This window comes from Bradyrhizobium sp. SZCCHNR1098 (assembly GCF_032489375.1).
Lineage (GTDB): Bacteria > Pseudomonadota > Alphaproteobacteria > Rhizobiales > Xanthobacteraceae > Bradyrhizobium.
Window position 1 is genome coordinate 299,112 of record NZ_JAUEXY010000007.1, and the last position, 13,344, is coordinate 312,455.

Genomic DNA, 13,344 nt, shown 5'->3' on the forward strand with positions numbered 1-13,344 from the left:
CGGCTCAGGCGGAAAGCCACAGATCGTGCCAGCTCGACGATCCCCAGCGCGGCGTGTTCGAGTGGTTGCGCGCCTTGGCCGTGATCACGGTGACGAAGATCTGCTCGATCGGCATCCACACCGGCAGCTCGGTATTGGCCTCGCGCACGAAATCGGCATAGAGCGCCTTGCGCTTGGCCGGATCGACCTCGGTCGCCGCGTCATCGATGATCTTGTCGATCTTGGCGTTGTCCCACCCCCACTGGTTGGTCCACGGCGCGCCCTTGGGCTGCCCGGAGCGGTACCAGACCGTGGTCGAGACGGCCGGATCGTTGCGATACTGGTGCCAGCCGGTCGCGAGGTCGAAGGCGTGCTCGTCATAGACCTGCTTCAGGAAACCGCCGCCATCGTTGCGCACGATCTCGATCGCGATGCCGACCTCGCCCAGCGATTGCTGGAGGAAGGTCGACCACAGCGAGATGTCCTCGCCCCATGGCGCGGGCAGCAGCCGCAGCGAGAAGCGGCTGCCACCGGCGCCGGGCTTGTAGCCGGCTTCGTCCAAGAGCGCTGCCGCCTTGGCCTTGTCGTAGGGATATTGCGGCGTATTGGCGCCGGGGTAGAAATCGGTCGAGGTCGACGGGATCGGGCCGGTGCCCAGCTTGGCGAAATCGCCGAGGAAGTTCTCGATGAAGAAGGGAACGTTGATCGCATGCGCGATGGCACGGCGGACCCTGACATCCGCCAGCTCCTTGCGGCGGACGTTGAACTCGAGCGTGTTGGTGCGCGCGTTGCCCTCGTTGCCCTTCGTCGAGACGATGAAGCGCTTGTCCTTGCCGAGCCGCGCCATGTCGGAGATGGTCAGGCCAGAGAACGGGCTGTAGTGCAACTCGCCGGCCTCCATCTGCGCGGCTGCGGCGGCGCGGTCAGTGATCACCTTCCACACGATGCGATCGAGGTAGGGCGCGTTCGGCCGCCAATAATCGGTGTTGCGCTCGGCCATGATGTATTGCCCGCGCTCGTACTTCACGAACTTGAACGGACCGGTGCCGACGGGGGCGAGGTTGGCGGGGTTCTGCCGGATGTCGCCGCTCTCATAGATGTGCTTGGCCGAGACGTAGCCGAGATCCGGTAGCGCGCGCAGGAGCAGGTTGAGCGGCATCGGCCGCTCGTAGCGGAAGATCGCGGTCTGCGGATCCGGCGTGTCGACCGCTGTCAGGAACAGCTGCAAGGTCGATCCGTAGTTGAGGATCTTCTTCCACATGTTCATCGCGGTGAAGGCGACGTCCTCCGACGTGAACGGCTTGCCGTCATGCCAGGTGATGCCCTTGCGCAGCTTGAACGTGACGGTCTTGCCATCCGGCGTCGCCTCCCAGCTCTCGGCAAGCACGCCGACCGGCTGGCCGTTGGCATCGAGGTCGACGAGGTTCTCCTGGATCTTGCCTCCGATGATGTAGACGCCGGTCGATGCCTGGAGGCTCGGGTTGAGCTGGCGCTGCTCGGCGCCGTAGTGCACGTTGAATACGCCGCCTTTGCGCGGGGTCTCCTGGGCGAAGGCCCGGAATGGATTGACCACGTTCGCGGCGATGGCGGCGGAGGTCAGGAGGGCGGTCCGGCGGCTGATCTCGAAACGGCTCGAATTCATCAAGGTCTCCCGAAGGCCAAGCGGGGACGCTGGCCGATGGTGCAATCGCGGCGAAGATTACGCGGATCGCGGGTCCAAGTCATTTGCGAATTGCGATGCAGATCTGCGGCATTCTCGGCCGGTCCATGCAGCCGGCGGCACCGTGGCATACATTGCTCGTATACAAACGAATGGGAGAAGATCTTCGCCGACGGGGACTTGAATGAGGTGGGGATTGCCGGCTGCCACGAACCGACCGGAGGCAACTCTGACGCGGCGCCAATAGACTGCGCTATCTCAGGTCGACGTCATGGGGCCTTCGATCGGCAGCCGCAGCTCGAACGCAACACCGTTGTCGCCCGGCCGCAGCGAGATCTCGCCGCCATGGCTTGCCATGATGGCGCGCACGATCGACAGCCCCATGCCGGTACCGCCGCTGTCGCGCCGGGTCGTGAAGAAGGCATCGAAGATGCGGTCGCGGTTCTCCGGCGAGATCGGATCGCCGTCATTGCTGGCGATGACGATCAGCATCTCCTTGCTCTCCTCGGCCTCGAGGCGGATGCGCCGGGCGCCGTGCCGGACGGCGTTGTCGACGAGATGCGTGAGCACGATCAGCGCGGTCTCGTTCGGGAGCATGGTGCTGCGCTCGACCGGGCCGGACGTCTCGATGACGGTCGACGGGAAACGCGCTCGCAGCGTGCTGACGGCCTCGGCTATGCTACCGGCCTCGACCGTCGACACCGTCTCCGCCCGTGCCAGCTCGCGCAAGCGTTGGGCCAGCGCCGCGAGGCGGTCGGCGTCGCCAAGCATGTTGGTGAGGAATTTCTCCTGCTCGGCGCGTGTCAAGGTCTCGGAAGGACTGGCCAGAGAGTCGAGCAGCAGCTCGGCTGCGCCCTTGATCGAGGTCAACGGCGATTTGAGCTCGTGCGTCAGATGCGCGGAAAAGCTCCGGATGTAGTTGGAGCGTTGGGCCAGTTGCTCGGCCATGGCGAAGAAGTGCTCGGCGAGCTCGGCGAAGTCGCGGGTGCCGTAATGGGCGAGCGGGCGGAAGCCGGCGGGATCGTTGCGTCCGATCCTGCCGGCGCGATCGACCAGCTCGCGCATCGGCCGTGTGATCGTCCGTGCCACGATGAGGCCGACCAGCAGCGTCGTGAGGACAATGGCGGAGCCTGCGGCAACGAACTTGCCGCGCTCTTGATAAAGATGCTCGAAGATGTTGCGGGGCGTGCGCGAGGTATAGATGACCCCGGCGACGTGATCGTCGACGATCACGGGCATGGCCGAGAACACATGGACACCGACGCCGCGGCTGATCGAATAGATCGGTGGCGGCGTCTTGTCCGGAATGCGAATGCGGAGCGCGGCGCTGTAGCGTCCCTTCAGGGCGGCAGCCACCTCGTCGATATGGGCGAGTGACTTGCCCATTTCATCGCGGCCGGCGATCACGACGCCTTGCGGATCGAGCACACGGAATCCGGCCAAGGTGACCTTCTGCGTCTCCCTGACGATCGGAAGCAGCCGCGCGCCAATCGCGACATAGGCGGGATCCGCAGGATGGATCGCGTCGCGGGCGTCCGGGCGGCGGACGAACAGATCGTTGGCCAGCAGATCGAGCAGGGGACGGATGGGTGTCACCTCGTCTGCGGAATCGGGGCGTGCCTCGGGCGGGATTTCGGCGCCGAGCGGAAGGCCAGCGGCAAGGCGCGCGGACACCTCCTCGGCAAAGACCGCCGCGAGCACACGGCTCTGCGCGATCAGCTCTGCCTGTGTCTGACGGATCAGCTGGTTGTCGTAGATGCGAAAGAAGAACAGCCCGACCAGGGGCAGGGTGGCGACCAGCGCCAGCACGCCGAAGACGATCTGTCCCAGCGACGGCCGCCATTTCGCCTTGGGCTTGGGCGCGATCATGAGGCGCCGCAGCGGCCGAGCCGGAAGCCCACGCCATGGACGGTCTCGATCGCGTCCTCGCAATGCGCGGCTGCGAGCTTCGCTCTGATGTTGCGGATGTGGCTGTCGATCGTTCGGTCGGAGACCTGGATGTTGAGCTGATAGGCGGCGGTCATGATCTGCTCGCGACTGAAAACGACTGCAGGACGCGTCATCAGCGTACGCAGGATGCTGAACTCCAGCGCTGTGAGCGTCAGCGGCGTATCGCCGAAGCGCGCCAGATGCTGCTGCGGGTCGAGACGAAGCCTGCCGTGCGCCAGCTCCTCCGGTTCGAGCGAACGATCCGCAGCACCGGAGTTGACCCGGCGGAGAATGACGTTGACGCGGGCAACCAGCTCGCGCGGGCTGAACGGCTTGGTCACGTAGTCGTCGCCGCCGATCTCGAGCCCGAGAATGCGGTCGATCTCCTCGTCGCGTGCCGACAGGAACAGGATCGGCACCTGCGAGGTCCGGCGGATGCGCCGGCAGACTTCGAGCCCGTCGAACTCCGGCATGCCGACGTCGAGCACGATCAGGTCGGGCCGGTCCTCGGCGAACCTGACCAGCGCGGCCCGACCGTCGGCCGCCTCCGTCACCGCCATGCCGGCCTTGCTCACGGCGACACGCAGGACCTCGCGGATGTGCGCGTCATCGTCGACAATGAGGATTCGGGGGGACACGGCCAGGGCTCCGCGGCGAGGCATCAACTGGGATTCTGCGTTAGAGGATGTCTATCGAGATAGCGCTGCAAGCGCCAGCCGCGAAAACTCCAGGATCGCCACGACGCCATTTCGGCCACCTGCTGGTCCAGCAGCCGGTTGTGGATCCGGGGCAGACCGGCGTCCTGCGGCAACAGCAACATGGCGCGCCGCACGGCCGGCAGGGCTTGGGTACCCAGGCTGGAAAGATAGTCCCTATCGATGGCGGAGCCGCTGCGTCCTGCCTCACGGCTGTTGGTCACGTTGTAGTCGGCGATCAGCCCGGTGAAATTGACCAGCGCGCAGCCGTAGAGCGTCGCCGCGAGCGCAAGCAGGTTCATGCGCACGAGCCATGCATTGGGCTTCTCCAGAATGATCCGCGCCATGATCAGGATCAGTCCCACGGCGACCAGCGCCATCCATATCAGAGCCGCGATGCGCCACTGCGTCAGGAGATAGCTCTCGATATAGATGTGGACCCGCTGAATCGAGGATACGACCAGCATCACGTTCTGTCCGACCCAGAGATAGACGAGCGGGCGGATGAGCCGCGACCCCTCCTGTCCCGAGCGGACGGCGGCGATGACAAAGGCGGCCGCCAGAAGTGCCGTAGCGATCAGCGGGTAGGCGCCTCGGTGGGCGTAGGTCGCGTAAGTCATTCCGTTGGGAAGCGCCGCATGTCCCCACAGATAGACGCCATCCAGGGCGGTCTGGATCGCAAACAGCAGGTTGAACAGAATCAAGGAGCGGACGACGGTCTGCTGGTTGAGGAGGGGGCTGACGACCGACGGCGCCTGGTCGCCATCGAGATCGATCGGAGGACGTTGCGTCTTGCCTCGTTGGCGCCAGCGCAAGTTGATGAATGGCCAGATCAGGGACACCATCAGGAGCCAGAAGATGGGACGGCCTACGCTCAGGCTCGACGCAATGTGCTGAGGATGCAGTTCGTCGAGCCATTGCTCGATGACGGGATTGGCTGCCGCGAACAGGAGAATGAAGACGAGGCTGAGGGCGAGGGGGATGCTCCAGGTCAGCACGATGCGTGCAAAATCGTTGGCACGAAGCGTGGCCAAAGTATCGGGGATCAGTTGGAACGGTCCGATCAGAAGAAGTTGCCGTGCTGCGCTCAGCGGCACGAGAAGTCCTTCGGCGGCCGGATCGGTCGACAGGGCGACGGCCGATATCGTCCCGAGGACGACGATCAATACCGACAACGTCGTCAGGTCCTCGATCGCGGGCAACAGGCCTGCAACGAGGACGATATTCGCAAGAATCGCGCGCGGGCGGTGGATCCGGTCGTGATTGGCGAGGAGGCTGGCTGCGAAGAGCGCTGCCGCAAAGATCGGGAAGGAGAGGCCTAGCGTCTGGTCGTAAAGCAGGATGTCGGCGAGCCCGAGCAGGCCGATCGCGATGATGAACTTGTGCCACATGGACTCAGATGCCTCTGGGGAAGCCGTCAGCTCGGCGGAGCCTTTCATTGAAGTAGTCCTTGGTTGAATCACGACTCGGTCGGCAGCGCCCGCCGATGAAGCGAGCATGACCCCCGCGTGTGCAGCGGTGCCGGAGACGGTCTGCAGCATTTCAGGGTTTGTTTGCAGATTTCGTGCAGACGCGATTCCACATCTGGCGCAGGGGAAGCGTGATTGTTACGCAATGGTCGTCTCTCCTTGGGATGATCGGCTGCACACATGCTCGGACGTATCAGGACCGCGGTTCTCTGGCTTCTTGCTCTGCTCTTCATTTTCGTCACGCTGAACAGCAACGAGCCCTATCTGGTTCGGCTGCGGGGCAGTGGCCACGCAGCCCTGCTTCTCATAGGACTTGCCGCTCCGCTGCTGCTGATGCTGGGCGGTCGGTGGCGGCGGGGTGCCGCCGGACGCGCGCTCGTCGTCGCATGGTGCGTCCCGCTGGTCATGCTGACGTCGACGCAGTTCATGTTTGCTTGGCGCAAGTACGAGACGTTCCGCACGCCTCCGGACGTGGCGGATCTGCTCGGCCGGCATTTCATCGTCGGCTACACGGCCGTGGACGACGCCGCCGCGCTGGCGCGACAGGGATTGATCGCGGGCGTTTATGTGACACACCACAACGTACGTGGCCGGACCGAGCCTCAATTGCGCGCCGAGATCGCGCGGTTGCAGGCCGAGCGCCGGAGCGCCGGGCTGTCGCCCCTGCTGGTTGCGGCGGATCAGGAGGGAGGCACTGTCGCACACCTGTCTCCGACCCTGCCGAACATGCTCGGCCTCGCGACGCTGGCCGATCTGCCGGCCTCTCGCCGCGCGCAGGATGCGTTCGCGATGGGACGTACCCAAGGTGAGGCGCTCGCGGCTGCGGGCATCACCTTCAATCTGGCTCCTGTCGTCGACCTTCGCCCGAGCTGGACGCGCAACCGACTGGACTTCCACACCTTGATCGGCCGGCGCGCGATCTCCAACGATCCCACGGTGGTCGGCGACATCGCGCTTGGTTATGTCCGCGGCCTGGAAGCAAGCGGTGTTCGCGCGGCGGTGAAGCACTTCCCTGGCCTCGGGCGCGTCGCGGCGGACACGCATCACTTCTCGGCACAGCTCGACACGGCAGTCGATGTGTTGGAACAGTCGGATTGGCGGCCGTTCCGACAAGTGCTGCAGGGCTCGCACGCGGCAATGATGGTCGGTCACGTGATGGTCTATGCGATCGATCCAGAACGGCCTGCCTCACATTCCAAGGCCGTGCTCGATGGCCTCATTCGCGGCCGCTGGAACTATCAGGGCGTGATCGTGACGGATGATCTGGTCATGGGGGCGGTCTATGGCAATGATCTGTGCAAAGCCGTTGTGGAAGCGCTCAATGGCGGCGCCGATCTCTTGCTGGTGGCCTATGACGGGACCCAGTTCCATCGCGTGCTTGCTTGCGCCAAGGAAGCTCTGGCGGAAAGACGCATTGATCTCGATGCACTCCGGAGGAGCGATGAGCGGCTGAGGCGCTGGAGGCCTGAGGACAATCCGTCCGAGCCTTCGACCATCTCGACGGTTCGGGTGGAAGGCGTGCGTCGGAATGTCGTCGACTGACTCGCAGCAGGAGCCCACACTCAGCGCGGGCCGTTGCCCGTCCAGTTGCGCCAGGCGACGTTGGAGAGGCTACGCAGGTCGGTCGCCAGCGGGCGTCGCGTCTGCTTATCGTGCTGGGCAATGACCTGCTCGGACTCACGAATCTTGAGCTGGAGCTCAGCCACTTGCCGCTTGGTCAGTTCCAGCGCTTTCCCGTCGGCGCTCTCGCCGACGGTGAACCGGGCCGTCTCGATCTGCTTCAAGACCGCACGATTCTTTTTGAGCTGGGCGCGATGCCAGGCAACCTTGCTGTCACTGTCCGCAACCATGGTGCACTCCCGCGAAATGCCGCGAAGACTACACAACCAGGTCTTGATTCGCGACGGCTCCAGGCCGGCATCGGCAACATGGGAATACCATTTGTCGATCTGTTGTCCTGATTACTTGGGGCACGAACGCTCCAGTCCCCCGCGAGCGTCTCGATCTCATTAATCAGTTCGGATGCCCCAGCCTGTGGAGTGGCTTGCGTAAGTTCATGATTTGTTCTAGATTGCAGCGATGCTTGCCTATGGGTGCTCCATGCGCGATCTGTGTTGGGTCCGAGACGAGATCGATCGAATGCGTCTACAGGTCGGGCGGCAGCGTCGTGAAATCTTGCAACTGCGGCGAGCCGGAGTGGCGACAGCCGCGGCCGAGGCGCTGTTGCAGCGCATGCCGCAAACTCTCGAGCGGCTGCGGCAGCAGCGCGAGCAGCTCAAGGTGGAGCAGGCGAGCCTGCTGCCTCGCAAGCAGCGGGGCGCCCGGCACGCATGAGATGCTGGCGGCGTTGGGAGCATCGCGGAGCGATGCCAGTCATCTGGAGCCAGAGCGAAAAACGGACCCTCCGGACGCGAGGGCTCTGACCGGCCGATGTGCGTCAGCGGTTCGATGCTTGCGACAGGTCGTTGTTCGGCGCGCCCGAGCCGACTTCATCCTGATCCGTTGCACCCTGGCTGGGGCGTGCGGAGCCCTGCGACTTCCTGTTGGCTGCCGTCGTTGGCGCTGGTTCGGAGGTACGAGCCTCGGGCAAGACGATGTCCGGCGGCACGGTCATGAGCTCTTCCGCGGTAGCCTCGCACGATTTGATCTCGAAATTGTTGTCCAGGATCTTTTCGCCGTGCGTGCCGAGCGTGATGAGATCAGCCTGTTCCGCAGCCTCCCAGACCTCGCGCTCGGTACGAAACGGACGGGTCAGCTGTTCGTCATTCTCAAACAATGCGTAGGGCACGAGCGCCTCCAGATTGCGATCCATCGAGGCAGCGATGCCGCGCTGCTCAAAGCCGGCCGTCCATTCGAGGCAGGCACGTCCAGACAAACTGCTGCAGGTGCTGGCTGGTTCCACGCAGGAGAGAGCCGATCCGATCGACCAGTTGTGAGGATCCGTCCGGCCCGCCCGGCGGAACATGGACGCAAGCGCGAGGTTGCCCGCGGTGTCGAATTTCCAGGAGAATTCAATGGACATCAAGGGAAAGAGGATCGCGATCCTCGCAACCAACGGGTTCGAGCAATCCGAGCTCGAAGTGCCGCGCGATCGCCTCAAGCATGCGGGCGCGACCGTCGAGATCATCTCGCTCGCGCCGGGCGAGATCAAGGGCTGGGATGACAAGGATTGGGGACGGTCCGTCAAGGTCGACAAGACTTTGGACCAGGCTTCTGCTGCGGACTACGACGCCATCGTGCTGCCGGGCGGCCAGATCAATCCGGATCTGCTGCGTCTGGAGCCGAAGGCACTGCGATTCATCAAGGAGATCTTCGAAGCCAAGAAGATCGTTGCGGCGGTCTGTCATGCACCGTGGCTCCTGATCGAGACAGGAATTGCCAAGGGGCGCAAGATGACGTCCTACAAATCGATCAAGACGGACGTCGCCAATGCCGGTGCGCAGTGGCAGGACGCGGAGGTCGTGGTCGATGAGGGCGTGATCACGTCGCGCAATCCCAGCGATCTGGAAGCCTTCAGCGCCAAGATCATCGAAGAGGTCAAGGAAGGCCGCCATCTCAAACGCAATGCGGCCTGAATCCGCAACGATCGGGGCGCGGGGACGGGCCCAGCGTTCGAAGGTGTTCGGACGCTGGGCCGCAGTCCACACGGAGCGCCTCCAGCGCGATGGGGGAACGCCGCCAGAGACCCGGAAAAGACGCGCGGCGGGCCGGGTCGTTCCCAATTCCGCCCCCGATCGCACATTGGCCAGTGGTCGACGGCCTCGCAACGTTCAGTGAGACGTCGGAACTTCGCTGCTCATCCCGGGCTTGCTGCTCTTGAACGGGCCGCGGGAGATGTGTCGTGAGTGAGAAAGCAAAAATCGAGGACTACAAGGCTCCGGCCGGCGGTTGGGGATCGGTGCGCGCGGTCGCGAGCATCCTGACGCAGGAGGAGGTCACGCTGCTCGGCAGCGAGATCCTGCTCAAACAGAACAAGCCAAGCCGGCAAAGCCGCACCCGTTCGAATTCTGCGAGAATGGCGCCAAGGCAACCGCGTGGGAAATCACCGGCAAGACGGTCGGACCGGAGTTCTTTGCTCGGCACACGCTAGCTGAGTTACGGACATGGTCGGATCATCAGCTGGAAGAGCAAGGGCGTCTTGCTCATCCCCTGCGCTACGATGCTGCGGCGGATCGCTATGTCGCCGTGAGCTGGGAGGAGGCCTTTCGTGACGTCGGCGCGGAGTTGAACAATCTCGATCCGCATTCGGTCGTGATGTATACCTCGGGCCGGGCTTCGCTCGAGACCAGCTACATGTATCAGTTGTTCGGCCGCATGTACGGCACCAACAATTTTCCAGACAGCTCCAACATGTGCCACGAATCCACATCAGTGGCTCTGCCGGAGGTGATTGGCGTCCCCGTCGGTACGGTGCTCCTTGAGGAGTTCGACAAGGCGGATTGCTTCTTCTTCTTCGGCCAGAACACGACGACCAACTCGCCGCGCATGCTGCATCCGTTGCAGAAGGCGGCACAACGCGGCGTGCCCATCATCACGTTCAATCCGCTGCGGGAGCGTGGGCTGGAGCGCTTCACCAATCCACAAAATCCCATTCAAATGGTGCTGACCGGGGGAACGCGGATCAGCACGCAGTATCATCAGCTGCGCATTGGCGGCGATGGTGCGGCGCTACTCGGATTGTGCAAGGCCGTGATCGAGGCGGATGATGCCGCGGTCGCGACCAAGAGCGCGCGCGTGCTCGATGTCGCCTTCATCGAGCAGCACACGTCCGGCTTCGAAGCTTTCGCAACCTGCTGCCGGCAGGCGTCGTGGAGCGATATCGAACGCTCCTCCGGCCTCACGCGCAGCGCTATTCTGGAGGCCGCCAAGGTCTACGCAGGCTCACGCGCCGTCATAGCCAACTATGGGATGGGAATTACCCAGCATCGCCATGGCGTCGAGACCGCCAAGATGATCGTGAATCTGCTGCTATTGCGCGGCAACATCGGGAAGCCCGGGGCGGGTATCTCGCCTGTCCGCGGCCATTCCAACGTGCAGGGGCAGCGTACCGTGGGAATCTCGGAGAAGACCAAGCTCGTGCCGCTCGACAAGCTGGCCGAGCTTTATTCCTTCGAGCCGCCGCGCTGGGACGGTCTCAGCACGGTCGATGCCTGCCAGGGCATCATCAAGGGCGACGTGAAGGGCTTCGTCAGCCTCGGCGGCAATTTCCTGCGCGCCGTTCCGGAACGTTCGCTGATGGAGGCGGCATGGTCGAAGCTGCGGCTGTCGGTGCAGATCGCAACCAAGCTCAATCGCAGTCACCTCGTTCCGGGCGAGGTGACCTATCTGTTGCCGTGCCTCGGCCGCATCGAAATCGACCGGCAGGCGGGCGGAGAGCAGGCGGTCTCGATGGAGGACTCCACTACCTGCATTCACGGCTCGCGCGGCCAGCGCCAGCCAGTCGCCGAGACCCTGTTGTCCGAACCAGCCATTGTCGCCGGTCTCGCCAAGGCCACCCTGAAGCCAAATCCGCGAGTCGACTGGGATGCCTGGGTCGGCGACTACGCGCGCGTCAGAGATGCCATCGAGCGAACCTATCCCGACCAGTTCAACGACTTCAACAAGCGCCTGTTTCAGCCCGGCGGCTTTCCGCGGCCCATTGGCGCCCGCGAACGCAAATGGAAGACATCGACCGGCAAGGCGAACTTCACCGTGCCCAAGGCGGCACTCAATCCGCTGGAGGAAGGCAATGGCGTGTACCAGCTGATGACCTTGCGCGCCGACGGCCAGTTCAACACCACCATCTACAATGAGGACGACCGATTTCGCGGCGTCACGGGTGGCCGTCAGATCGTTTTCATGAACGCGAGCGACATGGCTGATCTGGGCATCAAGCAGGGCGAACTGGTTCGGCTTTCGACCGAGGCCGATGACGGCGTGGCGCGCTCGCTGGGCGGGCTTCAGGCGGTGGCGTTCGACATTCCGCGCTACAGCGTCGCGGCCTACTACCCCGAATGCAACGGATTGATTCCGCTATGGCACTACGCGGAGGGGAGCAAGGTGCCCGCCGCCAAGTCGATCCCGGTCCGGATCTCGCGCGACATGGCCGCCTGAGCCGTCCGGAGCGGTCAGCCCGCAGCCCGTTGTCGTGCGTCGCCCGGCGCCACCGTTGCGCAAGGGCTTGTGATCTCCGGCGGGGTCGCGCCGGGGCGGAGCGGGACGACCAGCCGGCACACCAATCCCTCGGGACGCCAGTCGAACGAGGCGCGCCCACCGAGCTGGCTTTCCACACTGGCCATCAGGCTGCGCGTGCCGAAGCCGCGCGAGGTCGGCGCGCGCACCAAGGGACCGCCGGTTTCAATCCAGATCAGATCCAGGCGCTCATTCTCGATGGTCCATTTGACTGAGAGATGCCCGGAGCGGACCGACAGCGCGCCGTATTTGGCCGAGTTTGTCACCAGCTCGTGCAGCGCCAGCGCCAGCGTCTGCGCGGTCGCCGGCTCGAGTTGCAGCTCGGCGCCGTCGAAGGCGACCTGGCCGCCGGTTGCATAGGGCGCGAGTTCTTCGGCCACCAGCCTGCTTATCTTCGCACCTTCCCAGCTTGATAGCGAGAGGATGGTGTGTACGCGGGCCAGCGCGCTGATGCGCCCCTCTACCGCGTCGACATAGGTCTTCACACTGTCGGCTTTTGTCAGGCGAACGATCGACTGGGCCAAGGTCAGCGCATTCTTGGCGCGATGATCGACCTCGCGGGTCAGCAGGTTCTGGCGTTCCTCGGCGCGTTTGCGCTCGGTGATGTCGATCGTGACCCCGCTGACGCGGATCACGCGACCGGTCCTGTCGGTTGTCGCTGCGGCTGTTCCGACGCACCAGCGTTCTTCGCCATCTGGCCGGTTGATCCGGAACTCAGCCTCATACGATGTCGTGCCTCGGCTGAATTCCGCGACCACTTGGCGGGCACGCTCGGCATCCTCCCGGTGCAGGAGCGCCATGATGTTCACGGTGTTCAGCTCGAAGCTCTGAGGCGAGACGCCGAAGATGCGGTACTGGCCCTCGTCCCACATCCAATCGCCATTGACACCGTCCCAGTCCCACGAGCCCATCCTGCCGGCCGCGATCGCCATGCTCCGACGCTGCTCGCTCTCGACGAGCTTTGCTGTCGATCGCTCAAGCTCGGCCGTGCGGGCCCGTACCCGGTCCTCCAGCTCAAGGTTGAGATGTTCCAGCTCGCGTGTCTTGCGATAGAGCTCGGCAAAAACCTTGATCTTGGCGCGCAGCACCTCCGGCACGACGGGAACCGGTACGTAGTCGACGGCGCCCATCTCATAGCCACGAAGGCGATCGAAGTCGCTCACCTGGATGGCGGAGATGAAGATGATCGCAATCTTCTGGAACCTCGGATGCTCACGGATCATTTGCGCCAGTTCGAAGCCGTCGAGCTCGGGCATGCAGACGTCGACGAGGATCACCGCGATCTCGTTCTTCAACAGAATTTCGAGCGCCTCGCGCCCGGAGGTGGCGACTACGAGTTTCTCGCCGAGTTCCTTCAGGATGACCTCGTAAGCCAGCAGCTTCGCCGGCTGATCGTCGACCAGGAGGATGTTGACCTTCGCATGTTCCATCATGATGAACC

General features: G+C 63.9%; 10 protein-coding genes and 1 pseudogene. 4 read left to right on the forward strand and 7 right to left on the reverse strand.

Annotated features, from left to right (window positions below; genetic code table 11):
* Positions 1–4: 4 nt before the first annotated feature.
* From QX135_RS17550 to QX135_RS17565, 4 genes are all read right to left on the reverse strand, one after another.
* Positions 5–1,621 carry an ABC transporter substrate-binding protein gene (locus QX135_RS17550; RefSeq protein ID WP_316234196.1) on the reverse strand — a complete coding sequence of 539 codons (1,617 nt, stop codon included), beginning with the start codon at positions 1,619–1,621 and terminating at the stop codon, positions 5–7.
* A gap of 276 nt (positions 1,622–1,897) precedes the next feature.
* Positions 1,898–3,508, reverse strand: a complete 1,611-nt coding sequence (locus QX135_RS17555; protein WP_316234197.1) for a HAMP domain-containing sensor histidine kinase — start codon at positions 3,506–3,508, stop codon at positions 1,898–1,900.
* A complete protein-coding gene (locus QX135_RS17560; RefSeq protein ID WP_316178029.1) occupies positions 3,505–4,206 on the reverse strand; it encodes a response regulator transcription factor in 702 nt (233 codons plus the stop codon). The genes QX135_RS17555 and QX135_RS17560 overlap by 4 nt, the downstream gene beginning before the upstream one ends.
* Positions 4,207–4,229: 23 nt before the next feature.
* Positions 4,230–5,702 (reverse strand): DUF4173 domain-containing protein, encoded by a 1,473-nt coding sequence (locus QX135_RS17565; RefSeq protein ID WP_316234198.1) that lies wholly within the window; start codon positions 5,700–5,702, stop codon positions 4,230–4,232.
* A 210-nt stretch (positions 5,703–5,912) separates the two neighbouring features.
* Here QX135_RS17565 and QX135_RS17570 point away from each other — a divergent pair, with 210 nt between their 5' ends.
* Positions 5,913–7,274, forward strand: a complete 1,362-nt coding sequence (locus QX135_RS17570) for a glycoside hydrolase family 3 N-terminal domain-containing protein (protein ID WP_316234199.1) — start codon at positions 5,913–5,915, stop codon at positions 7,272–7,274.
* Positions 7,275–7,294: 20 nt separating this feature from the next.
* Here QX135_RS17570 and QX135_RS17575 read toward each other — a convergent pair whose 3' ends face one another.
* Positions 7,295–7,582: a hypothetical protein gene (locus tag QX135_RS17575; RefSeq protein ID WP_315738073.1), complete on the reverse strand. Its 288-nt coding sequence runs from the start codon at positions 7,580–7,582 to the stop codon at positions 7,295–7,297.
* 289 nt (positions 7,583–7,871) lie between these two features.
* Here QX135_RS17575 and QX135_RS17580 point away from each other — a divergent pair, with 289 nt between their 5' ends.
* Positions 7,872–8,066, forward strand: coding sequence for a hypothetical protein (locus tag QX135_RS17580; protein WP_316178034.1), 195 nt, complete (start codon positions 7,872–7,874; stop codon positions 8,064–8,066).
* Between the two features lie 103 nt (positions 8,067–8,169).
* On the opposite strand, the gene QX135_RS17585 is transcribed toward QX135_RS17580, so the two are convergent.
* The gene (locus tag QX135_RS17585) at positions 8,170–8,754 is read right to left on the reverse strand and encodes a hypothetical protein (RefSeq protein ID WP_316178036.1); all 585 of its coding nucleotides are present in this window, start codon (positions 8,752–8,754) and stop codon (positions 8,170–8,172) included.
* On the opposite strand from QX135_RS17585, the gene QX135_RS17590 reads away from it, so the two are divergent.
* Together QX135_RS17590 and QX135_RS17595 are read left to right on the forward strand one after the other, a co-directional pair.
* Complete coding sequence (locus tag QX135_RS17590) at positions 8,747–9,307, forward strand: type 1 glutamine amidotransferase domain-containing protein (protein ID WP_316178038.1); 561 nt, start codon at positions 8,747–8,749, stop codon at positions 9,305–9,307. The two genes, QX135_RS17585 and QX135_RS17590, sit on opposite strands and share 8 nt — an antisense overlap.
* Positions 9,308–9,573: 266 nt before the next feature.
* A pseudogene (locus QX135_RS17595) lies at positions 9,574–11,825 on the forward strand (FdhF/YdeP family oxidoreductase).
* Positions 11,826–11,839: 14 nt separating this feature from the next.
* Here the strand turns inward: QX135_RS17595 and QX135_RS17600 are convergent.
* Positions 11,840–13,333 carry an HWE histidine kinase domain-containing protein gene (locus QX135_RS17600; protein ID WP_315797467.1) on the reverse strand — a complete coding sequence of 498 codons (1,494 nt, stop codon included), beginning with the start codon at positions 13,331–13,333 and terminating at the stop codon, positions 11,840–11,842.
* Positions 13,334–13,344 lie beyond the last annotated feature (11 nt).